The 21,191-nt window shown below is 66.6% G+C and carries 19 protein-coding genes, 1 pseudogene and 1 riboswitch; of the genes and pseudogenes, 7 read left to right on the top strand and 13 right to left on the bottom strand.

Annotation, left to right across the window (positions count from 1 at the left end):
- From ACCD11_RS27005 to ribD, 10 genes and pseudogenes are all read right to left on the bottom strand, one after another.
- Positions 1-234: pseudogene (locus tag ACCD11_RS27005) on the bottom strand (protein TolA); the annotation flags it as partial.
- 3 nt (positions 235-237) lie between these two features.
- The gene (locus ACCD11_RS27010; RefSeq protein ID WP_413316159.1) at positions 238-675 is read right to left on the bottom strand and encodes an ExbD/TolR family protein; all 438 of its coding nucleotides are present in this window, start codon (positions 673-675) and stop codon (positions 238-240) included.
- Between the two features lie 14 nt (positions 676-689).
- Entirely contained in the window at positions 690-1,409 is a 720-nt protein-coding gene (gene tolQ / locus ACCD11_RS27015) for a protein TolQ (RefSeq protein ID WP_007837969.1), read from the bottom strand.
- Positions 1,406-1,864 carry a tol-pal system-associated acyl-CoA thioesterase gene (gene ybgC, locus ACCD11_RS27020; RefSeq protein WP_007837970.1) on the bottom strand — a complete coding sequence of 153 codons (459 nt, stop codon included), beginning with the start codon at positions 1,862-1,864 and terminating at the stop codon, positions 1,406-1,408. Before ybgC ends, tolQ begins: the two co-directional genes overlap by 4 nt.
- Positions 1,861-3,057, bottom strand: a complete 1,197-nt coding sequence (locus ACCD11_RS27025; RefSeq protein ID WP_413316160.1) for a pyridoxal phosphate-dependent aminotransferase — start codon at positions 3,055-3,057, stop codon at positions 1,861-1,863. The genes ybgC and ACCD11_RS27025 overlap by 4 nt, the downstream gene beginning before the upstream one ends.
- Positions 3,054-3,599, bottom strand: a complete 546-nt coding sequence (gene nusB / locus ACCD11_RS27030; protein WP_007837974.1) for a transcription antitermination factor NusB — start codon at positions 3,597-3,599, stop codon at positions 3,054-3,056. Before nusB ends, ACCD11_RS27025 begins: the two co-directional genes overlap by 4 nt.
- Positions 3,596-4,057, bottom strand: a complete 462-nt coding sequence (gene ribH / locus ACCD11_RS27035; RefSeq protein WP_007837976.1) for a 6,7-dimethyl-8-ribityllumazine synthase — start codon at positions 4,055-4,057, stop codon at positions 3,596-3,598. The genes nusB and ribH overlap by 4 nt, the downstream gene beginning before the upstream one ends.
- 6 nt (positions 4,058-4,063) lie before the next feature.
- Positions 4,064-5,218, bottom strand: a complete 1,155-nt coding sequence (gene ribBA, locus ACCD11_RS27040; protein WP_413316161.1) for a bifunctional 3,4-dihydroxy-2-butanone-4-phosphate synthase/GTP cyclohydrolase II — start codon at positions 5,216-5,218, stop codon at positions 4,064-4,066.
- A complete protein-coding gene (locus ACCD11_RS27045) occupies positions 5,215-5,877 on the bottom strand; it encodes a riboflavin synthase (protein ID WP_413316162.1) in 663 nt (220 codons plus the stop codon). Before ACCD11_RS27045 ends, ribBA begins: the two co-directional genes overlap by 4 nt.
- 55 nt (positions 5,878-5,932) lie before the next feature.
- Positions 5,933-7,048 (bottom strand): bifunctional diaminohydroxyphosphoribosylaminopyrimidine deaminase/5-amino-6-(5-phosphoribosylamino)uracil reductase RibD, encoded by a 1,116-nt coding sequence (gene ribD / locus ACCD11_RS27050; RefSeq protein WP_413316163.1) that lies wholly within the window; start codon positions 7,046-7,048, stop codon positions 5,933-5,935.
- A 192-nt stretch (positions 7,049-7,240) separates the two neighbouring features.
- Between ribD and ACCD11_RS27055 the strand changes: the two genes are divergently transcribed.
- The 6 genes from ACCD11_RS27055 to ACCD11_RS27080 all read left to right on the top strand — a co-directional run bounded on the left by ACCD11_RS27055 (position 7,241) and on the right by ACCD11_RS27080 (position 13,779).
- Positions 7,241-7,768, top strand: a complete 528-nt coding sequence (locus ACCD11_RS27055) for a GspH/FimT family pseudopilin (protein ID WP_413316164.1) — start codon at positions 7,241-7,243, stop codon at positions 7,766-7,768.
- Positions 7,762-8,313 carry a type IV pilus modification protein PilV gene (gene pilV, locus ACCD11_RS27060; RefSeq protein ID WP_413316165.1) on the top strand — a complete coding sequence of 184 codons (552 nt, stop codon included), beginning with the start codon at positions 7,762-7,764 and terminating at the stop codon, positions 8,311-8,313. Before ACCD11_RS27055 ends, pilV begins: the two co-directional genes overlap by 7 nt.
- On the top strand, positions 8,310-9,122 hold the full coding sequence (locus ACCD11_RS27065; RefSeq protein WP_413316166.1) for a PilW family protein: 813 nt from the start codon (positions 8,310-8,312) through the stop codon (positions 9,120-9,122). The genes pilV and ACCD11_RS27065 overlap by 4 nt, the downstream gene beginning before the upstream one ends.
- A 128-nt stretch (positions 9,123-9,250) precedes the next feature.
- Positions 9,251-9,883 carry a PilX N-terminal domain-containing pilus assembly protein gene (locus ACCD11_RS27070; RefSeq protein WP_413316170.1) on the top strand — a complete coding sequence of 211 codons (633 nt, stop codon included), beginning with the start codon at positions 9,251-9,253 and terminating at the stop codon, positions 9,881-9,883.
- A gap of 21 nt (positions 9,884-9,904) precedes the next feature.
- Entirely contained in the window at positions 9,905-13,294 is a 3,390-nt protein-coding gene (locus ACCD11_RS27075) for a PilC/PilY family type IV pilus protein (RefSeq protein ID WP_413316167.1), read from the top strand.
- A gap of 20 nt (positions 13,295-13,314) precedes the next feature.
- Positions 13,315-13,779 (top strand): type IV pilin protein, encoded by a 465-nt coding sequence (locus ACCD11_RS27080; protein WP_413316168.1) that lies wholly within the window; start codon positions 13,315-13,317, stop codon positions 13,777-13,779.
- Between the two features lie 24 nt (positions 13,780-13,803).
- On the opposite strand, the gene nrdR is transcribed toward ACCD11_RS27080, so the two are convergent.
- The 3 genes from nrdR to ACCD11_RS27095 all read right to left on the bottom strand — a co-directional run bounded on the left by nrdR (position 13,804) and on the right by ACCD11_RS27095 (position 16,543).
- Positions 13,804-14,247 carry a transcriptional regulator NrdR gene (gene nrdR / locus ACCD11_RS27085; protein WP_007836918.1) on the bottom strand — a complete coding sequence of 148 codons (444 nt, stop codon included), beginning with the start codon at positions 14,245-14,247 and terminating at the stop codon, positions 13,804-13,806.
- Positions 14,248-14,268: 21 nt separating this feature from the next.
- Positions 14,269-15,513 (bottom strand): serine hydroxymethyltransferase, encoded by a 1,245-nt coding sequence (glyA, locus tag ACCD11_RS27090; protein ID WP_007836917.1) that lies wholly within the window; start codon positions 15,511-15,513, stop codon positions 14,269-14,271.
- Positions 15,514-15,554: 41 nt separating this feature from the next.
- Positions 15,555-15,678: riboswitch (ZMP/ZTP riboswitch) on the bottom strand.
- Positions 15,679-15,706: 28 nt separating this feature from the next.
- A complete protein-coding gene (locus ACCD11_RS27095; RefSeq protein ID WP_007836916.1) occupies positions 15,707-16,543 on the bottom strand; it encodes a lytic transglycosylase domain-containing protein in 837 nt (278 codons plus the stop codon).
- Positions 16,544-17,142: 599 nt separating this feature from the next.
- Between ACCD11_RS27095 and ACCD11_RS27100 the strand changes: the two genes are divergently transcribed.
- Positions 17,143-20,958: a DUF748 domain-containing protein gene (locus tag ACCD11_RS27100; RefSeq protein WP_413316169.1), complete on the top strand. Its 3,816-nt coding sequence runs from the start codon at positions 17,143-17,145 to the stop codon at positions 20,956-20,958.
- The last annotated feature ends 233 nt before the right edge of the window (positions 20,959-21,191 follow it).

Consider the following 21,191-nt stretch of genomic DNA (forward strand, 5'->3'; position numbering starts at 1 on the left):
CGCGGGAACCGGGGTGGGTGCCGGCGGCGCCTGCAGGCGAGGCGCTGCCTGCTGAACCGTGGACGACCACAGCTCTGCATCGACCGCGCCTTCGTCGGCATCGCTGCGCCAGCGCACGCCCCAGGTGAGCGCCGCGATCAGCAGCGCATGCGCGATGAGCGCCAGCACGACGGCGCGCGGCGTGCCGCGCTGCGGCGGCGGCGCGAACTCGGGGCGATCCAGTGCGAGCGACATGCCTTATTTGCCGCCCGTGGTCGTGACCGACAGGCCCACGCGCTCGACGCCGCTCTTCTTGAGCTGGTTCATCGCCTTCACGACGGTTTCGTACTTCACCGACTTGTCGGCGCTGATGACCACCGGGCGCTGGTCGTCGCCGCCCTGGGCCTGCTTGGCGGCCGAGCCGATCTGGCTCATGGGGATCGAGGTACCGCCCGTGCCGGTGGACGGGGCCTTCTTGATCTGCACTTCGTCCTCGCTCTTGATGACGATCTCGATGGGCTTGTCGGGCTGCTTGTTGGCGCGGTCGACCGAAGGCAGGTTGATCACGCTCGGCGTGATGAGCGGCGCGGTGACCATGAAGATGATCAGCAGAACCAGCATCACGTCGATGAACGGGACCATGTTGATCTCGTTGATCGTCCGGCGGCCGCGGCCCCGGGATGAAACGGCGGGCATGCGTTGCGCCTCGCTCAGCGGTTGGCCGGAGCCACCGACGATGCAGCGCCCGCGTTCGGGTTGGCCGAGAGGTTGCGCTGCAGGATGTTGGAGAACTCCTCGATGTAGGTCTCGAGGGCGATGGCGATCTTGTCGATCTCGCGGGCGAAGCGGTTGTAGCCGACCACCGCGGGAATGGCGGCGAACAGGCCGATGGCGGTGGCCACCAGCGCCTCGGCGATGCCGGGGGCTACGGTGGCCAGCGTCACCTGGGCGAGGGCCGCGAGGCCGGTGAAGGCGTGCATGATGCCCCAGACCGTGCCGAACAGGCCGACGTACGGCGACACCGAACCCACGGTGGCCAGGAACGAGAGGTTCTGCTCGGCCGCGTCGAGCTCGCGCTGGAAGCTCGCGCGCATGGCGCGGCGGGCGCCGTCTAGCAGCGTGGCGGCGTCGCTCACGTGGCGTTCGCGCAGCTTCTGGTACTCGCGCATGCCGGAGGCGAAGATGCGCTCCATCGGGCCGGCGAACTTGGCGTTTTGCGCGGCCGAGGCGAACAGCTCGTTCAGGCTGGTGCCTGACCAGAACTCGCGCTCGAAGTCGTCGTTGAGGGCGCGCATGCGCCGCAGCGCGAAGTACTTGCGGATGATCGCGGCCCAGCTGGCGATCGAGACGATCACCAGCAGCAGCACGACCAGTTGAACCACGAAGCTCGCATGGAGCAGGAGATTGATGATGGAGAGGTCTTGGTTCATGGCTTGAAAGGTTGTGTCATGGAGCCGCTGTAGCGCTCGAGGGTTCCCGTCACTTGCTTCGGAATGCGTGCGGGACGCAACGTGGCGGCGTCCACCCAGCCGATGCGGATCGTGCCTTCGCACAGCAGGACAGGCGCCGAGGCATCTGTTCGCTCTTGCTCTGTTTTTGATAGCACGCGCTGGCCGATTATCAACGACGCCGTGCCCAATTGTTGAAGATCGGCTGTAACGAGCAGTTCGTCGTCCAGCCGCGAGGGGCGATGGTATTTGAGCTGCGTTTCGCTCACCACGAACTGGCCGCCGGTTTCCTCGCGCAGCTTGTGCTGCTCGACGCCCAGGGAGCGCAGCCACTCGGTGCGGCCGCGTTCCATGAACTTCAGGTAGTTGGCGTAGAACACGATGCCGCCGGCATCGGTGTCTTCCCAGTAGACGCGGATCGGGAACGCGTAGCTCATTGGGCCCGGTTCTCTGCCATCGCCCGCAGGCGCTCGATGGATTCCTGCAGGTGCGCCATCGAGCTGGCTGTGGAGAAGCGCACGAACTTCGCTGTCTGCGCCGTGCCGAAGTCGCGGCCGGGCGTGACAGCGACGTGGGCGCGCTTCATGGTTTCGAAGGCGAAGTCCCAGCTGCCGGAGATGCCGAGCTTCTCGGCGAAGCTGGTGCAGTCGGCCCAGGCGTAGAAGGCGCCGTCGGGCACCACGGGCACGTTCAGGCCCAGCGCGTTCAGCTGCGGGATGAACCAGTCGCGGCGCGCCTTGAATTCGGCGCGGCGGCGTTCGTACTCGGCGATGCTCTCGGCCTCGAAGCAGGCGAGCGCCGCGTACTGCGACACCGTGCTGGCGCAGATGAAGAGGTTCTGCGCGAGCCGCTCGACCACCGGCACCAGCGCCTCGGGCACCACCAGCCAGCCGAGCCGCCAGCCGGTCATGTTGAAGTACTTGCTGAAGCTGTTGATGCTGATGACGTTGTCATCGATGGCCAGTGCGGTTTGCCCGAATGCGTCGTCGTACGAGAGGCCGAGGTAGATCTCGTCGATCAGCGTGATGCCGCCGCGCTGCGACACCGCCTCGTGGATGCGGCGCAGCTCGGCGGGCGCGATGGAGGTGCCGGTCGGGTTGGAGGGCGACGCCAGCAGCACGCCGCGCGTCCTGTCGGTCCAGGCGGCCTCAACCTTGGCGGCCGTGAGCTGGAAGCGCTCTTCGGCCGTGGTCGGCACCAGCACGGCCTTGCCGTCCGCCGCGCTCACGAAGTGGCGGTTGCACGGATAGCTCGGGTCGGGCATGAGAATTTCGTCGCCCGACTCGATCAGCGCGAGGCAGGCCAGCTGCAGTGCGGCCGAGGCGCCGGCCGTGATGACGATGCGCCGGGCCGGCACGTCGACGTTGAAGCGCTGCTTGTACCAACCGCTGATGCGTTCGCGCAGGTGGTCGAGGCCGGTGGCCTGTGTGTACTGCGTGGCGCCGGCGCGCACGGCGCGGGCTGCGGCTTCCTGGACCAGCGGCGGGGCGGTGAAGTCGGGTTCGCCGATGTTCAGGAAGATCATCGGCCGGTCGGTATGGGCCACTTCGCGGGCCAGCGCACCGGCCGCCTTCGCCACCTCCATCACGTAGAAGGGCTCGATGCGCTGTGCGCGCGTCGAGATCCTCATGCCTTGGCTTTCCCCGAAGCGCGGTCGGCTTCCACTTCGAGCGGACGCAGCTGCGGCGCCAGGCCGTTCAGCACGGCGTTCACGTACTTGTGGCCGTCGGTGCCGCCGAATTCCTTGGCGAGTTCGATGCACTCGTTGAGCACCACGCGCCATGGCACGTCGGGGCAGTTCTGGAACTCGTACACGCCGATCCACATCACGGCGTGCTCGATGGGCGAAATCTCTTCGAACTTGCGATCCAGCAACGGGCGGATCAGCGCGTCGAGCTGCTCGGCGCCTTCGATCGAACCGTGCAGCAGCGCGTCGTAGTGCAGCGCATCGGCCTTGTGGAAGCCCGCGAGGTCGCGCGTGAAATGGTCGATGTCGGTCGGGTCGTTGCGGCCCACCAGGTGCTGGTAGAGCGCCTGCAGCGCGAACTCGCGCGCGCGGCTGCGGTTCGATTTGGCCGAAGCCTTGCGCGCGCCGGTGCTGGTGAGTCCGACGCGCGACTGGCGCGGCTTGGCGCCAGCGGGCTTGAGGGGCTTGGAGGTGTCTTCGGTCATGAAAGGGTGGCCAGCAGTTGCGCCATCTCGACGGCGACCTGGGCTGCGTCGCGGCCCTTGTCGGTTTGCCGCGCGATGGCCTGCTCGAGGTTTTCGGTGGTGAGGATCGCGTTGGCGATGGGCAGGCGGTAGTCGAGCGCGACGCGGCTCACGCTCGCGCCCGATTCGTTGGCCACGAGTTCGAAGTGATAGGTCTCGCCGCGGATGATGCAGCCCAGCGCAATGAGCGCGTGGTAGCCGCCGCGCTCGGCGAGCGCCTGCAGGGCCACGGGCACTTCGAGTGCGCCGGGAACCTGCAGGTGGTGGATGTCGCTGGCAGCCACACCCAGTGCCTCGAGCTCCGAGAGGCAGGCCGAGGCCAGCGCGTCGGTGATGTCGGCGTTGAAGCGCGCCTGCACGATGCCGATGCGCAGTCCCTTTCCGTTGAGCGTCGTCTCGCCCTTGTTTGAACCTTGCATGGTCGTTCAGTCTTTCGTGAGGTAGCCGGCAATTTCGAGGCCGTAGCCTGCTGCCATGCTCGGCATGCGGCGCGGCGTGCCCAGCAGGTTCATCTTGTGCACCCCGCATTCGCGCAAGATTTGCGCGCCGATGCCGTAGCTGCGCAGGTCCATGCGGCCGCGCTCGGGGGCTTGCGCGGGGCGCGCGGTGCCGTCGAACTGCGCAAGCAATTCACCGGCGGTTTCGCCGCAGTTCAGCAGTACGGCCACGCCCTTGCCCTCGGCTGCGATGTGCGAGAGGCTGGCGTCCAGGCTCCACGAGTGCATCGGGCGGTTGATTTCGAGCGCGTCGAGCACCGAGAGCGGCTCGTGCACGCGAACCGACACCGTGTCTTCCGGCGCCCACTTGCCGCGCACCAGCGCGAGGTGCACGCCGCGGCTGGGCTTGTCGATGAAGGCGTGGGCAGTGAAGGCACCCCAATTGGTCTGGATCTCGCGGCAGCCGACCTTCTCGACCAGCGATTCGACGCGGCTGCGGTGCTCGATCAGCGCGGCGATGGTGCCGATCTTGATGTCGTGCTCGGCCGCGAAGATCTGCAGGTCGGGCAGGCGGGCCATCGTGCCGTCTTCGTTCATCACTTCGCAGATTACCGAGGCGGGCGAGCAGCCGGCCATGGCGGCCAGGTCGCAGCCGGCTTCGGTATGGCCGGCGCGCATCAGTACGCCGCCGTCCACCGCCTGCAGCGGGAAGATGTGGCCCGGTTGCACCAGGTCGGCGGCCACGGCGTTGGGCGCCACGGCGGCCTGCACGGTGCGGGCGCGATCGGCGGCGGAGATGCCGGTGGTCACGCCTTCGGCCGCCTCGATGGAAACTGTGAACGCGGTCGAGTGCTTGGCGCCGTTGCGCTGGACCATCGGCGGCAGCTGCAGCCGCTCGCACATTTCGCGCGAGAGCGTGAGGCAGATCAGGCCGCGTGCATGGCGCGCCATGAAGTTGATGGCTTCGGGCGTGATGTGGTCGGCCGCGATGACGATGTCGCCTTCGTTCTCGCGGTCTTCCTCGTCGACCAGGATCACCATGCGGCCGGCGGCGAGCTCGGCCACGATCTCCTCGACCGGGGAGATGGGGGCAGGAGCGCGCGCGGCGCGGGGGGCGCCGATCGGCGTGACGGAGACATTCATTCGGCTGTGTCCTTGGAATACGTGGAGGGCGGCACCAGCACGCCGGCCTGGAGCATGCGCTCCACGTAGCGCGCCACGGTATCGATTTCGAGATTGACCTTCGAGCCGGCCTGCAGGCTGCCGAGCGAGGTGTTTTCGACGGTGTGCGGGATCAGGTTGATGCTGACCTCGGCGCCTTCGGCGATGTCTTTCACGCTGTTGACCGTGAGGCTCACGCCGTTGATGGTGATCGAGCCCTTGTACGCCAGGAAGCGGGCCAGCGCCTGCGGCGCAACGATGCGCAGCTCCCAGCTCTCGCCGACGGGCTCGAAGAAGCTCACGCGGCCGATGCCGTCCACGTGGCCCGAGACGATGTGCCCGCCGAGGCGGTCGCTGGCGCGCAGCGCCTTCTCGAGGTTGATGCGGCTGCCTTCGTCGGTCAGGCCCGCGGTCTTGTCGAGGGACTCGGCTGAAATGTCGATGGTGAACTGCTGTCGCTCGGGGGCGAGCGTGGTGACGGTCATGCAGGCGCCGTTGAGCGCGATGCTGTCGCCGAGGCCGACGTCATCGAGGTAGCCGTCGGGCGCCGCGATGCTGAGTCTTTTGCCGTAGGAGGAGGAGGTGCCGAGGTCGTGAATGGCGGCGATGCGCCCCACGCCGGTGATGATTCCGGTGAACATCCGCGCATTTTCGCAGACATCCTGGGTCCGGCCGTCGGACGCTCGCATTCGCCCGCTAGAAAGCATCCCTTCCGGCCACCCGGGCCACGATCCGGAGGTCCGGCCCGATCCGCTCGAAGGTCCGGAATTCGAGCGGTAGCGCACCTGCCAGGTCGGCCAGCGGGCCGCCCGTGTGAATGCCGGACGCCATGCCGAGGCCATCGCCGATGAGTTTCGGCGCCAGATACACCAGCAGTTCGTCGACCAGGCCTTCGCGCAGCAGCGAACCATTGAGTTTGTGGCCGGCCTCGACGTGGAGCTCGTTGACCTCACGCCGGGCGAGATCCCGCAGCATCGCCGCCAGATCGACCTTGCCCTGCGCATTGGGCAGAAAGGTGATGATGGCGCCGCGCGCTTCCAGGGCGGCGGCCTTCGAGCCGTCCTGCGCCGCGGCGTAGATCCAGACAGCGCGGCCGGGCAAGAAGAGCTTTGCGTCGGGCGGGGTCTGCAATTGGCTGTCGATCACCACCATGTGCGGCTGGCGCGTGGTTTCAACGAGGCGCACGTCGAGCCGGGGATCGTCTTCCAGCACCGTGCCCACGCCCGTCAGTACCGCGCTGGCCCGCGCACGCCATGCATGGCCGTCGGCGCGCGCCGGTTCGGACGTGATCCATTGGCTCACGCCGTTGTGCAGGCCGGTCTTGCCGTCCAGCGAGGCTGCGGCCTTGAGCCGCACCCAGGGTGTCTTGCGGACCATGCGGCTGAAAAAGCCGATGTTGAGCTCTCGCGCTTCAGCTGCGCCGGGCCCCACCTCGACCTCGACGCCCGCAGCGCGCAGCCGCTCGAAGCCCTGGCCAGCGACCAGCGGGTTGGGATCGGCGAGCGATGCAACGACCCGGCCGATGCCTGCCGCGACCAGTGCATCGCAGCACGGGCCGGTGCGGCCGTGATGAGCGCAGGGCTCGAGCGTGACCCAGGCGGTTGCACCCGCGACCGAATGGCCCCGTGCCGCGGCATCGCTCAGCGCCATGACCTCGGCATGCGAGCCGCCGACCCGCTGGGTGTAGCCCTGGCCGATCACCCCGCCATTCGCGTCCACCAGCACGCAGCCGACGCGCGGATTGGGATCGGTTTCCGGGCCGGCCTGGCGCGCGAGGTCCAGCGCATGGGCCATGAAATTCGCATTTGTCATTTTTGTTAATTCAAATTAATTGGGGAATCAATTTAAAACAATTGAGTCCGCCGATCCGTTGATCTGTTTGTTTTGACCGTCTGTCGATCAATAGGCGATCAATAAGAATTCGACAATAGAATTTCCAAAAATTGCAGTCAGGGAGAAACGTCCGCGGCCCCAGCCAAATGGCGAGGCAGCGGACGGTACAACATGAAAAACGGATTCTGCACGTCCGTGCTGGCACACCTGCGCCGACGCGGAACGCCACGCGGCTTCACGCTGGTCGAAATGATGGTCGTCATCGTATTGACGGCCATCCTGCTGGCACTGGCCCTGCCCAGCTTCAACAGCCTGATCGAGAAGTATCGCGTCGAGGGCATGGCTTCGGCGTTGATGGCGAGCGTGAGTCACGCGCGCTCGGAGGCGGTGCGTCGCGGACAGGTCGTGACCATCCGGCAGCGCGCGGAGTGCACCGGCGCAGACTGGAGCTGCGGTTGGGAAACGGTGGTCGGCAGTGGCACCGGGTTCGAGATCGTTCGGCGGCAAGACCCCGACGCGCGCGTTGCGGTCGACAAAAGTGCCCTCGGATCCATGGCCTTCGACCCCATGGGCCATTTTTCGAGCGTCGCCCGTGTCGACTTCCGTCCCGTGGGAAGCACGGGTTCATCCAACGACATTGCCGTGTGCATCTCGCTCGGCTGGCGGATTCGGCTGGTGAAGGGGGGCGGGACATGCTGAGCGTTTCGATTCGCGCGCCGCGCAAGCTGCGCCGAACGCAGGCAGGCTTCTCGATGATCGAGGCCCTGGTGGCCGTTCTCGTGCTCTCGTTCGGCTTGCTTGCACTGGCCGGCTTCCAGCTGCGCGTGCTCTCCGACAGCGTGGGCGCGAACAACCAGAACATCGCCGTGCAGTTGGCCGGCGACATGGCCGATCGCATTCGCGCGAACCCGGTGGCGGGCGCCGTGTCCAGCAGTCCTTATGTCGCCGATTGGTCGGCGGCGAGCGCCAGCCAACCTGACCCATCCTGCGCGGGGGCCACGGCCAGCTGCACGCCCCCCCAGCTGGCGGCCCACGATCTGTGGAACTGGAAGCGCAGGGTGGCGGGTGCGCTGCCGGGCGGGGCGGCGAACGTGCAGAGCAGGAAGGCCGCGGGGGGCTTGCTGTTCGTGCACGTTGCCTGGGACGAGCCCGCCGCCGTCAACCCGATCGCACCGGATTCGGCCTGGAGCTGCCCGACCGGCAAGGCCTGCCAGGAAGCCATCGTCGCGGTGCCCCAGCCATGAACAACAAGACCTTCGCTCATCGCCTGCAGCAGGCCGGCTTCACATTGGTCGAAATCCTCGTCGCGCTGATCATCGGCATGCTGGTGGTGCTCGCCGCCATGGCCAGCATGCTCGGGACGCGCAGCACCGCCAAGACAGGCGACGACGTCAACGTGCTGCACCAATCGTCGGCGCTGGCGTTAAGGCTGCTGGGCCAGCAGATCCGGCAGGCTGGCTACTTCCCGATCGATGCCACGGGGTCGCGGTACTACTTCAATGTCGATGCGGACGTCGACACCAAGCTCGCGAGCGAGCCGTCCTTCTTCGCGGTCAAGGGGCAGGAGGCGGCCGTCGGTTCGGTGAACGACACGCTGAAGGTCGGCTATGCACCGAACCCCGATTACTTCAAGGACTGCCTCGGGCAGCAAGCCAAGGGTTCGACGGGTGCAGCGTACAAGCCCGCCAATCCGCCGGACGCCGGAAACGTGCGCTTGATCACTAGTGAGTTCTCGGTGGTGAACGGTACCTTGCGCTGCGAGGGCAGCGGCAACGGCAACAAGCCGCAGCCGATCATCGACGGCGTCGAGCGCTTCGACGTCATGTACGGCATCGGCGATGTGGGAGGTGAACGGCTGGTGCGCTACGTGACGGCCGCGAACGTGGGGAGCTTCGATCAGGTCCGCTCGGTGCGCGTGTGTCTGCAGCTCGCGGGCACTTCAACGAGCAACCCGGGCGGCAGCTACGTCGATTGCGATGGTTCGTTGCGAGCCAGCAGCGACGGCAGGCTGCGCCGCGCTTACACGGCGGTGTTCGCACTGCGGAATCTATGACTACCCCCAGTCTTTGCGCACTTCGTGTCGCTTCGCCAACCCCCTGCAGGGGGGCAGCACCAGCGGCCCGGCAAAGCCGGTTCCGCGGTGTTTCTGGCAGATGCTCAGCGCGGCACCGGGGGTTCTCGCTGTTCATCGTGCTCATCATGCTGCTGCTCTCGGCGCTGCTGGCGGTGGGAGGCGCGCGAATGGCCCAACTGCTCGAATCGATGGCGGGCAACCAGCGCGAATACCAGCGCGCCTTCGAGGCCGCCGAAGCCGCGCTGCTGGATGCGGAGCGCGACATCCGGCAACTGGCGTTCGATGCCGCGACCCAGACCTACGTGAAGTGCTCTGCGCTCGCAGTGTCGCCCTGCCGCAAGGCCGCGGACGGTCGCGTCTTCCCAGACCGGGACACGGGCTGGGTGACCGCCTACGTGGGAAGGGGCGCCAACAGCTGCGAACGGGGCATCTGCTATTTCGCCGGGGCCGATTCCGTGAATGCCGCTTCAGGCAGCGAGGCCTATCAGTTCTGGGCCCGTTCCGCGTATGTGGACCAGCACGCCGCCTATGGGCGATTCACGGGTGCACCGGATGCCGGCAGCCCGGCACTGGCCAGCGCCAGGTACTGGATCGAGGTGATCGACCGACCGCGCGGCGGCGAGCCGCTGTACCGGATCACTGCGGTTTCCACCGGCGCGCGCACTGCGAGCACGGCCGGCGGCACGCGGGTTGTCTTGCAGGAGTCTTTCGACCCGGATGCGGTCAGGAAAGTCAACTGAGCACGGCGAGGGACTATGAACATGAATCTGTTTTCCAGGAACACCGTGCTGTGCGGGCTGATGCTGGCGCAGTCCGCCGGCCACGCCGTGCAATACCCGCTGGCGCAAGAGCCGCGCAACACCGCGATCAAGGAACCGGCGCCCAACGTGATCGTGTCGGTCGACAACTCGGGCAGCATGGCGTGGTCGTCGCAGGCGTCGGACGGAAGCTGGGCACCACCAGCCGGAACGCCCACCCGGATGGAAGCGCTGAAGACCGCGCTCAGGGACAACTTCTCGGCGTCCAACATCCCCAACGACCGGATCCGCCTCTCCTGGCAGGCGATGAACAACAACAAGGACAACAGCTGCGTCGGTTTCTTCGGCGACACCGCGGCTGGCATCTATCGGGCCGGCAATTGCCTCGTCAACGGCCGCGCCAATGCGAATCTGATGCGTTCGCTGGACGACGCGCAGCGCGCCAATTTCATGACTTGGGTCGATGCACTGGCCGCGGGTGGCGGAACGCCCTTGCACGCCATGATGACCCGCGCCGGCGAATACATGAAGACGACAGGCCGATTCAGTCCCTATTCGGATGACCCGGGCGTGGAGGGCGCGACGCAGTCGAGCTGCCGCAAGTCCTTCCACATCTTCATGACGGACGGCGACTACAACTTGTTCGGCTTCAACCCGGATCCGGCGGCACTCAGCATGCCGGCCATCGGCAATGCGGATGGAACCAGCCGCGCCTTGCCCGATGCCGTGGCCTATGTACCACGGGCTCCCTACAAGGACGACGCAGGCGCGGTGAACAGCGGCCTCAACTGGGTGAAGGACGCGAACGGCGGCTGGAGGCCGACGGCGGAATATCGGCCCACACTGGCCGACATGGCCTTTCACTACTGGGCCAGCGACCTGCAGTCCGGCATCTCGGACAACCTCAAGAAGGTCGTTGCCGAGCCTGGCAGCGCGACCGTAGGAACGGCGACAGTCCCCGAGTACTGGAACCCCAAGAACGATCCCGCCACCTGGCAGCACCTGACCACCCACACCATCGGCTTTGGCGCTGCTTCGTCCTGGACGGGTGCGCCGGCCATTACGACGGGCGCGTCGCAGCCCACCTACAGTGGAGACTATGCCAGCTTGGTGGACGGCTCGATGACCTGGTCCGACCCATTGGCGAACACCTTGGCAACCACCTCCACGGCCGACGGCTACAACGGCTTCATGAACTGGAACTCCGGCAGTGCCGTTGGTTACTGGCATGAAAAGACATCCAACGCCGCCGCCGTTCGCATGGACCTCTGGCACGCCGCGCTCAACAGCCGAGGCACCTTCACGCCGGCCTCGAACGCGCAGGCACTCGGCGATGCCTTCAGGTCCATCCTGGCGCAGATCCTGTTCAACACCAGCACCCCGCTGACCTCGATTGCGGCCAGCAGCTCCAGGACCTCGACAGCCACGGCGGCCTACCAGGCCGGCTACGATACGGCCGACTGGTCGGGCAAGTTGACGGCCACGCCGTTCGGCAGCAACGGCAAGCCGGCCGCCACGCCCGCGTGGTCAGCGCGCGAACTGCTCGATGCACGCATGGCCGTGGCGGGCGCGCACGACAGCAATCGCAAGGTGCTGAGCTTCTCCGGCACCACCGCGGCGGCGCCAACCCATGCCGCGACCACCGGTTCCGGCGTGCCGTTCCGATGGGCCAGCCTGAGCGATGCGCAGAAGGCGGCGCTCAAGGGCAGCACCGGCACCGACACCGCGAGCGAAACGCTCGGCCGGGGAGTCCTCGACTTCCTGCGCGGCGATCGCAGGAACGAGGGTACCGGCCTGAACCTGCGCAGGCGTGGCCACGTGCTGGGCGACATCGTGGGCTCCAGCCTCATGTACGCGGGGCAGCCCCGGAGCGGCTTCACCCAGGACGGCTATGCCAAATTCGCTTCGACCATCGCCCGCGCGCCGATGGTCTACGTCGGCGCCAACGACGGCATGCTGCACGCCTTCTTCGCCGGCACCGGCGAAGAAGCGTTCGCCTATGTACCCGAGGGCCTCTACGGCTCGGCGGCGGCGCCCCAACTCAAGAAGCTCAGCGAACCCACCTACTCGCACAGGTACTACGTCGACGGTAGTCCGTTCGTGGCCGACATCTACATGGGTTCGGCCGCCAACGCCACGGCCACCGATACCGAGAAGGCCGCGCTGTGGAAGTCCTTCCTCGTGGGCACGCTGGGGGCGGGCGGCAAGGGTTATTTCGTGCTCGACGTCACCAAGCCCGAGAACATCGGCGAGACCAACGCCGCAGATGTGGCCCTGATCGACACGACCGCGCTCGCCGACGACGACCTCGGCCACCAGTTCCAGCAACCCGCGCTCGATTCCTTTTCCAAGCGCGCGCTGCAGGTGGCGTCGCTCAACAACGGCCGCAGGGCCGTGATCCTGGGCAATGGCTACAACAGCACGAGCGAGAAGGCGATGCTGTGGATCCAGTATCTCGACGGCGACAAGTCGGTGCTGAAGATCCCGGCTCCCGCCGCGCAGGCCGCGGGCGCCGGCAATGGGCTCTCGGCGCCGCAGGTGGTGGACCGCAATGGCGACGGCAAGGTCGACTATGTCTACGCCGGCGACCTGCTCGGCAACCTCTGGAAGTTCGACCTGAGCGATGCCGACAGCACCAAGTGGAAGGCCACCATGGGCTCGGCGGCTGTCGCATCGAGCCTGGACGGCGTGCCGTTGTTCGCCGCCGGCGCCACGCAGCCGATCACTGCCGCGCCGCTGGTCGTCGACCATCCGCGCGGCGGCTACATGGTGATGTTCGGCACCGGCCGGCTGTTTGTCTCCGGCGACGAAAGCAGCACCGCCGCGCAGTACCTGTACGGCGTCTGGGACCGCGCCAACGGCAGCACGGGCACCGCGGCGCTGACCGACTTGGTGGCACAGACCATCGGCGTCGATACGGTCAAGGAAGGCGATGCCGAATATCGAACCGCGTCGAGCCAAAGCGTGAGCTACAGCGGTGCGAGCGCCAAGCGCGGCTGGTATCTCCAGTTCGGCGCCACCGGGGAGCGCATGGTCTATCCAGGCGATGCGCTGAGCGGCAGCGCAGGCCTGTTCTCGACCACCATTCCCGGCTCCGCCAGCAATTCGCTCGACTGCGCGCCGGGCACCGGCGACGACGGCTGGTCGATGGTGATCGATTTCTTCAGCGGCGCCATCCCCGACGGCATCGCCTACAACGGGTCCACCGGCACGGCAGGTGCCTACCTCGGCTTCCGGAACCGTTCAGGCCGGGATGACCTCGTCCTGCGGCCTCAGAAGGCCGATGAAACAGGCAAGCACGTGATCTGCAATGCAGCCGGCGGCTGCAACGAAGCCGACCTGCCGCAAGCCGTGCGCCGCTTCGGCTGGCGCAACCTGATCTCGTGGAATTGACGGCGCAGCGGACCCTACCCATGAACAAATATCCCGAAGCGCAGACCCACAATGGCCGGATCCGCTCGCGCGGCTTCACGCTGGTCGAACTCATGATCGTGACGGCGGTGATTGCCATCCTCGCCGCGATTGCCTACCCGAGCTACGGGCGCTATGTGCTGCGGGCGAAGCGGGCCGATGCCAAGCAGCAACTGCTGCAGGCCGCGCAATGGACCGAGCGCTACCTGACGGCCAACGGTCAATATCCCCCGGCAATCGTTGCGCTGCCGGCCGGGCTCGACCAGGCGCCGTCGTCCGGCACGGCGAACTACGCCATCGGCTATGCCGCGAGAACCGCGACCACCTACACGCTGCAAGCCGTGCCGCAAGGCGCATCGACCGCCGACGAGTGCGGAACGCTCACGGTGAACCATCAGGGCGTCAAGCTGGCGGCTGGCCAGACCAGCGCCTCGAATGCGCAGGTACAAGCCTGCTGGAACCGCTGAGGCGGCCCCCGCGCGCGGGGCGCCTCAGATGTCGCGCAGCAACTGCCTGAACTCGTCCACGTCCTCGAAGCTGCGGTACACCGAGGCGAAGCGCACGTAGGCAACCTTGTCGAGCTTCTTGAGTTCGCGCATCACGAGCTCGCCCACCTTGGTCGAGTCGATTTCGCGCAGGCCGCTGGCCAGCAGCTTCTGCTCGATGCGCAGCAGGGCGTTGTCGATCTGCTCGATGCTCACCGGGCGCTTGCGCAGCGCCAGCATCATCGAGGCGCGCACCTTGGTCGAGTCGAAGTCGGCGCGGCTGCCGTCCTTCTTGACCACCACGGGGAAGTTGACGTCGGGCCGCTCGTAGGTGGTGAAGCGCTTGTCGCAGGCGCTGCATTGGCGGCGCCTGCGCACGAAGTCGGCGTCTTCCGAAACGCGGGTCTCGACGACCTGCGTTTCAAGATGACCGCAAAAAGGGCATTTCATGCGGTCAGGTCTTCCGGGTGATCAGCGGTAGACGGGGAAGCGGCTCGTCAGCGCGTGCACCTTGGCGCGCACCGCGTCGATGTTCGCCGCATCGCGCGGGTTCTCGAGCACGTCGGCCACCAGGTTCGCGGTGATGCGGGCCTCTTCGTCCTTGAAGCCGCGCGTGGTCATGGCGGGGGTGCCGATGCGCACGCCGCTGGTGACCATCGGCTTTTCCGGGTCGTTGGGGATCGCGTTCTTGTTGATCGTCATGTGGGCGGCGCCCAGCACGGCTTCGGCTTCCTTGCCGGTGATGCCCTTGGCGCGCAGGTCGACCAGCATGACGTGGCTCTCGGTGCGTCCGCTCACGATGCGCAGGCCGCGCTCGGTAAGGGTGTCGGCCACGATCTGAGCATTCCTGACCACCTGTTGCTGGTAGGCCTTGAACTCGGGCGCCATGGCTTCCTTGAACGCGACGGCCTTGGCGGCGATCACGTGCATCAGCGGGCCGCCTTGCAGGCCCGGGAAGATCGCGCTGTTGATGGCTTTCTCGTGCTGCGACTTCATCAAAATGATGCCGCCGCGCGGGCCGCGCAGGCTCTTGTGGGTGGTGGAGGTGACGACGTCGGCGTGCGGCACCGGGTTGGGATACACGCCCGCGGCCACCAGGCCGGCGTAGTGGGCGATGTCAACCATGAAGATCGCGCCGACGTCCTTGGCCACCTTGGCGAAGCGCTCGAAATCGATGCGCAGCGAATAGGCCGAGGCGCCCGCGATGATCAGCTTGGGCATGTGCTCGTGCGCCTTGCGTTCCATCGCGTCGTAGTCGATGGCTTCGTTGGCGTCCAGGCCGTAGCTCACCACGTTGAACCACTTGCCGCTCATGTTCAGCGGCATGCCGTGCGTCAGGTGGCCGCCTTCGGCCAGGCTCATGCCCATGATGGTGTCGCCGGGCTTCAGGAAGGCCAGCATCACGGCTTCGTTGGCCGAGGCGCCGCAATGCGGCTGCACGTTGGCGGCGTCGGCGCCGAAGATCTGCTTGATGCGGTCGATGGCCAGTTGCTCGGCCACGTCGACGTGCTCGCAGCCGCCGTAGTAGCGCTTGCCCGGGTAGCCTTCGGCGTACTTGTTGGTGAGCTGCGAGCCCTGGGCGGCCATGACGGCCGGCGAGGCGTAGTTCTCGCTGGCGATCAGCTCGATGTGGTGTTCCTGGCGCGCGTTTTCCGCTTGGATCGCAGCCCAGATTTCGGGATCGGTCTGTTCGACCAGGATATTGCGTTGGTACATGGCAGTCCTTTGAAGACGAGGTCCTTGTTCTTCAACCAAACAAGGGCTGCCCAGGCGAACGGCTGAACGCCTGTGGTGCAGGCGGTACGCTTCCCAGTGGTGTTCCACGTCAGCGCGTGGCACCTTGTTCGGATGCTGCGCCTATCGCCAGTCGCGTACCGGCCGAGTGTAGCTCACACCCGGCCCGCGAAGCTCAGGAAACGGAGGAGAGCAGGGCGACCTTGGCCGGCTCTCTGCCTTCCTCAGGCTTGGCCGGCACTACCACGGGGATCGGCTGAGCACGCACGCTTGGCGGCGTGGCAGTCGACGGCGAGCGGCCGTTGGCCACCTGCCGCAGGCGCTCATGCTCGGCCATCACCTTGCTGGCGTAGCCGCCGTCGTCCTCGAGATTGGCCGCGCCCACGTAGTAGCGCAGGCCGCCTTCGAGCGAACCGGCGCGGGTGATGCATTCCTGCAGCACCTTCACGCCGACACGCATGTTGGTCACCGGATCGAAGGCGGTGAGCGTGCCGCCCGCACTTTCGTACTTGTCGCCGTGCACGCGGGTCATGACCTGCATCAGGCCTTGCGCGCCGACCTGGCTCTGGGCGAACGGATTGAAGCTGGACTCGACGGCCATGATCGCGAGGATCAGGGTCGGATCGATCTTGGTGCGCTTGCCGATGCCGTAGGCCTCGGCCACGAGCACGCTCAACGGCTCGGCGGCCACGCGGTACTTCTTGCTCAACCAGTAAGCCACGGCGGCCTGCTGCTTGGGCAGGTCGGCGGGGCTCGCGGCGGTTGTGCGCTCGATGGCGGTCGGCTCCAGGTCGGTGGCTTCAGGCGCGGGCTTGCGCGACTGCAGCCAACCCATCAGTTGCTCCTCGCCGGTCTGGCGCAGGTCGGGCCGCGCCACGAGGGCGAGGGCCGCGAACACGATGGCGAGGCCGACCAGTGCAAACCCGTTGTGGGTGATTTCAAAAAAGCCGTCTGCCACGTCGGACACGAAGGTCCGTAGCCCGCGGGCTGTGGCATGGAACGCCTTGTTCATCGCTCTTCCTTTCTGTGCGGCACCTGCTCGCAGCGCCCGGGAAGGCGATGGATGAAAGGCAACGACGCTTGGATTGGTACGAATCAGGCTCCGCGCATGGAGTGAAGGGGGTTGAGGGCGCGGCGACCTGATCAAGCCGGGGGAATTCGGCAGCGGATTCAGGGAGGCTCTGCTGCATCGGGCAGTCGGAGCAGGGCGGATTCTAGCGTGGCTAAATACCCGGTCAAGCATAAGAAATTGTTTCTTTATGCTAATAAAAGGTTAAAAAATCGACTGGCAAGAGGTGTTTAGGTTTACGGGAAACCCCTTGGCAAAACGCGTTTGCAATCCGAGGGTGCGACGCCTAATCTGGACGGGCCTGAGTTTTCAGGTGTTTTCCGAGGTCCGGCAGCCCGAGGTGCAAGTCAAGGGCTCAGCGGCCGAGGATCCATGGTGGCAATCTCTTGCTGCCAGCACGGCAGGAACCATTGACTTCCGGTCGCGCGAATCGATGGCATGGGTTTTGGGCCCGCCATCAAGCCCGGCAACAAGACAATTCCGTCGCGTTGCCGGGCTTTCTTGCTTCTGGATTGGCCATCCGTTTGCGGCACACTCCCTTGATGGACTTTGCTTCGATCAAACAAAACAAATGGGCGCGGCGTGGGGTCGTCGCGGTGCTGGTTCTGCTGGCCTTCTGGGCCATCGCCTGGCTGGCAGTGCCGCCGATTGCCAAAAGCCAGCTCCAGAAGATCGCGAGCGAGAAGCTCGGGCGCCAGGTAACAGTAGGAAAGATCGATTTCAAACCCTGGACGCTCGAACTCACGCTGAGCGATCTGCGCATTGCCACCGCCGACGGCAGCAAGCCGCAGGTGGCCATCAACCGCATCTACGCCGATGCCGAACTGCAGTCGCTCCTGCGCCTTGCGCCGGTGATCGACGCAGTCACGATCGACGGCCCCGCCGTCCTGCTCACGCACCTGACCGACGGCAAATACGACATTGACGACATCCTGGCCAAGCTCTCGGCGGGCCCGCCGCGCGATCCGAACGCCAAGCCCGCGCGCTTTGCCATCTACAACATCGCGATCAATGGCGGCTCGGTCGATTTCGACGACCAGACGGTCAAGCGCAAGCACGAACTGCGCGACTTCGTGCTCAAGGTGCCGTTCCTGAGCAACCTCGATTCCAAGCGCGACATCAACACCGAGCCCAAGCTGGCCTTCGCGCTCAACGGTGGAAAGTTCGACTCGGCCGCCTTCACCACGCCCTTCGCCGACAACCGCAAGACCGACGCCCATGTGCAGTTCAAGGGGCTCGACCTGGTGCCGTACCTCGGCTACATCCCCGGCGGCCTGCCGGTGCGCCTGCAGGCGGGCAGCCTCGACGCCGACCTGAAGATCGGCTTCGAACAAACGGAGACCACCGGCCTGAGGATCACCGGCACGGTCGAGGCGCACACCGCCAAGGTGGCCGATGCGCGCGGCCGCGACCTGCTGGCCTTCGACTCGCTCAAGCTGGCGCTGGCCGACGTGCGCCCGCTGGAATCGGTGTTCCACCTGAGCGAAGTCGCGCTGGTCAAGCCGCAGCTGGCGGTGGCGCGCGACGCGGCCGGCAAGCTCAATCTGCTGGCCACCGATCCATCCACTGGCGCGGCCGAGAAGGCGGCGCCGCTGCCGGCCGCTACGGCGAGTGCTCCGGCCGGCAAGGCGGTGCCAAAGCCGGCCTTGAAAGTGCAGGTCGACAAGCTGGCGCTGGACGGCGGGCGCATCGGCTGGCGCGATGAAACGACCAATCCGGCCGCGGCCGTCGACCTGATCGACCTGGGCATCGACGTCACGGGCGTCACCTGGCCGATGGAAAAGCCGGCCGCATTCAACGGCAGCACGGCCATCGCCGGCGCCTCGCTCAAGTTCAAGGGCACCGCCACCGACAAGGTGGCGGACGTGCAGACCGAGGTCGACGCGCTACCGCTGTCGCTGGCCGCACCCTATCTGGCACAAAGCCTGGAGCCCACGCTGGACGGCAAGCTCAGCGGGCAGATCGACGTCGCCTGGGCCCAGCCCGACCTGAAGTTCAAGGCGCGCCGCCTGTCCGCCGACGGTCTCGCGCTGACCCAGGCCAAGACCGCGCTGGCGAGCGTCGGCCGCTTCGAGCTGGTCGATGCCGAGGCCGACATGACGAAGCACACATTGAACGTGGCCTCGTTCACCGCGACCAACCCCAAGGTGCGCGTCGAGCGCGACAGCGAAAAGCGCTGGATGTTCGAACGCTGGCTCAAGACGCCGGCCGGCGGCGGCGCCAAGGAGGCCGAAGCCAAGGTCGCCGCGCCCAAGCCCGCAGGCGCAGAGACGCCGAAACCGGGCGCCAACACCAAGCCCTGGGCGCTGACCATCGGCACGCTGGCGATCGACAACGGTGCGCTTTCCTATGCGGACAAGGCCGGCGCCACCCCGGTGGCCGTGGAAGTCACTGCCTTCAAGCTTCAGGCCCAGAAGATCGCGCCCGAAACCAGCACGGCGTCGCCGCTGGAAGTCTCGGGCCGCATCGGCTCCGGTCGCTCCGAGCCGGGCCGCTTCGACTACAAGGGCAACGTGGTGCTCAAGCCGCTCGCGGCCGAGGGCCGGCTCGAGGTGGCGTCGTTCCCCGCGCATACCTTCAAGGCCTACTACGCGGACGCGCTCAACGTCGATATCCGGCGCGCCTTCGCGAGCTACCGCGGCACGGTGCGCTATGCCACGTCGCCGGCGGGCATGAGCCTGAAGCTGGCGGGCGACACCGCGCTCGACGACTTCCGCGCCAACAGTGTCTCCCTCACGCAGTCGCCCGGTTTCGATCGCAACACCAACCAGTTGCTGAGCTGGAAGACCTTGAGCCTGCGCGGCCTGCAGGTCAGCATGGCGCCCAACGCCCCGCCGAACGTGGACGTGCGCGAAACCACGCTGACCGACTTCTTCGCCCGCGTGATCGTCGACCCGACCGGCCGGCTCAACCTGTCGAGCCTGACCAAGAAGGCCGAGGCCGAGGCGAACGCGGCTGCGGCGGCGGCCGGCGAGGCCAGTACCCGCAAGGGCCCGGGCGGAACCTCCACCACCACGGCCCGGGCACCCGTGCAGAAACCCGCGGGGGGCGCGCCGGTGTCGGCCGAGGAGATGGTCGGCGGGGCACCTCCATCCGCCAAGCCGGTGGCGACCGCAGCGGGGCCCGCTCCGGCGGCCGATGCGGGCCCCGCACCCATCATCAACTTCGGCCCGATGAGCCTGGTCAACGGCAAGATCGACTTCACCGACCTGTTCGTCAAGCCCAACTACTCGGCCGACCTCAGCGAGCTGACAGGCAAGCTCAGCTCGTTCTCGTCGAACCCGCCCAAGGGCGAGGGCGGCCGCCCCGCGCTGGCCGACCTGGAACTGCGCGGCAAGGCGCAGCAGACCGCGGCGCTGGAAATCACCGGCAAGCTCAATCCGCTGGCCAAGCCGCTCGAACTCGACATCACCGCCAAGATGCGCGACCTCGATCTCGCTCCGCTGTCGCCGTACTCGGTGCGCTACGCCGGCCACGGCATCGAGCGCGGCAAGATGAGCATGGACGTCAACTACAAGGTCGCGCCGGACGGGCAGCTGACGGCCACCAACAAGCTGGTGCTCAACCAGCTGCAGTTCGGCGACGAAGTCGCAGGCTCCACCAGCAGCCTGCCGGTCAAGCTGGCCGTGGCGCTGCTGGCCGACCGCAACGGCGTGATCGACGTCGACCTGCCACTCAGCGGGTCGCTCAACGATCCGCAGTTCAGCGTCGGCCCGTTGATCTGGAAGGCCGTGGTCAACCTGATCGCCAAGGCCGCGACGGCACCGTTTCGCTTGCTTACAGGCGGCCTCGGCGGCGGCAGCGACGAATCGAGCGCCATTACTTTCGAGCCCGGCAGTTCGGAGCTCGGCGCCACCGCCAAGGAGGGCCTCGACAAGGTCGCCAAGGCGCTGACCGACCGGCCCACGCTGCAGATGACGGTGGTCGGCACCTCCAGCCTCGAGAAGGAGCGCGACGCCTACCAGCGCCAGCGCGTGCGCCAGCTCGCCTACGCCGAGAAGCGCCGGGTCGCAGTGCGCGGCGGGGAGACCGGCACCGAGGTGCCGCCCGTCACCGATGCCGAATACCCCGGGCTGCTGACCGCCGTGTACAAGCGCGCCGACATCACCAAGCCGCGCAACCTCGTCGGCCTGGCGAAAGACCTTCCGGTTCCGGACATGGAGAAGCTGCTGTTCGCCAGCGTGCCGGTCGACGAAGAGTCGATGCGCCAGCTCGCGGTCGAACGCGGCGCGGCCGTGCGCGACTACCTGCTCGCGAAGAAGCTGCCGAGCGAGCGTCTGTTCCTGGGCGCCGTGCGCACCAGTGCCAGCGGCGGCGACTGGAAGCCGGGCGCCGAGCTCAGCCTGACCATGAGGTGAGGCGCGGCGATCCGCCCGCGGGACTTGGTTTTTTTCTTCAGCTTGCTATATATGTAGTTCATTCGCCTCCCGCCCACGACCCGTGTTCGCCACCGTTTCAGGACGGAATTCAGCGGCTAACCGCAAGTGGGTGAAAATATCGATGTGCGCCGGCCGTTTGCGGCGCCGTGGCGTTGTGTAACAAAACAAACATTTATTTGTGTTATAAACAAAAACCCGCCCCCCAGACAAAA

The sequence above is a fragment of the Variovorax sp. Varisp36 genome (assembly GCF_047304235.1).
Lineage (GTDB): Bacteria > Pseudomonadota > Gammaproteobacteria > Burkholderiales > Burkholderiaceae_C > Variovorax.

Bases quoted from the DNA above. Each gene is read 5' to 3' on its own strand.
- ybgC (WP_007837970.1), bottom strand. From the start codon at position 1,864: ATGAGCTACGCGTTCCCGATCCGCGTCTACTGGGAAGACACCGATGCC.
- nusB (WP_007837974.1), bottom strand. From the start codon at position 3,599: ATGACCGAAGACACCTCCAAGCCCCTCAAGCCCGCTGGCGCCAAGCCG.
- nrdR (WP_007836918.1), bottom strand. From the start codon at position 14,247: ATGAAATGCCCTTTTTGCGGTCATCTTGAAACGCAGGTCGTCGAGACC.
- tolQ (WP_007837969.1), bottom strand. From the start codon at position 1,409: ATGAACCAAGACCTCTCCATCATCAATCTCCTGCTCCATGCGAGCTTC.
- ACCD11_RS27025 (WP_413316160.1), bottom strand. From the start codon at position 3,057: ATGAGGATCTCGACGCGCGCACAGCGCATCGAGCCCTTCTACGTGATG.
- ACCD11_RS27095 (WP_007836916.1), bottom strand. From the start codon at position 16,543: ATGAACAAGGCGTTCCATGCCACAGCCCGCGGGCTACGGACCTTCGTG.
- pilV (WP_413316165.1), top strand. From the start codon at position 7,762: ATGCTGAGCGTTTCGATTCGCGCGCCGCGCAAGCTGCGCCGAACGCAG.
- ACCD11_RS27075 (WP_413316167.1), top strand. From the start codon at position 9,905: ATGAATCTGTTTTCCAGGAACACCGTGCTGTGCGGGCTGATGCTGGCG.
- ribH (WP_007837976.1), bottom strand. From the start codon at position 4,057: ATGCAAGGTTCAAACAAGGGCGAGACGACGCTCAACGGAAAGGGACTG.
- ACCD11_RS27055 (WP_413316164.1), top strand. From the start codon at position 7,241: ATGAAAAACGGATTCTGCACGTCCGTGCTGGCACACCTGCGCCGACGC.
- ACCD11_RS27045 (WP_413316162.1), bottom strand. From the start codon at position 5,877: ATGTTCACCGGAATCATCACCGGCGTGGGGCGCATCGCCGCCATTCAC.
- ribD (WP_413316163.1), bottom strand. From the start codon at position 7,048: ATGACAAATGCGAATTTCATGGCCCATGCGCTGGACCTCGCGCGCCAG.
- ACCD11_RS27080 (WP_413316168.1), top strand. From the start codon at position 13,315: ATGAACAAATATCCCGAAGCGCAGACCCACAATGGCCGGATCCGCTCG.
- ribBA (WP_413316161.1), bottom strand. From the start codon at position 5,218: ATGAATGTCTCCGTCACGCCGATCGGCGCCCCCCGCGCCGCGCGCGCT.
- ACCD11_RS27010 (WP_413316159.1), bottom strand. From the start codon at position 675: ATGCCCGCCGTTTCATCCCGGGGCCGCGGCCGCCGGACGATCAACGAG.
- ACCD11_RS27065 (WP_413316166.1), top strand. From the start codon at position 8,310: ATGAACAACAAGACCTTCGCTCATCGCCTGCAGCAGGCCGGCTTCACA.
- ACCD11_RS27100 (WP_413316169.1), top strand. From the start codon at position 17,143: ATGGACTTTGCTTCGATCAAACAAAACAAATGGGCGCGGCGTGGGGTC.
- glyA (WP_007836917.1), bottom strand. From the start codon at position 15,513: ATGTACCAACGCAATATCCTGGTCGAACAGACCGATCCCGAAATCTGG.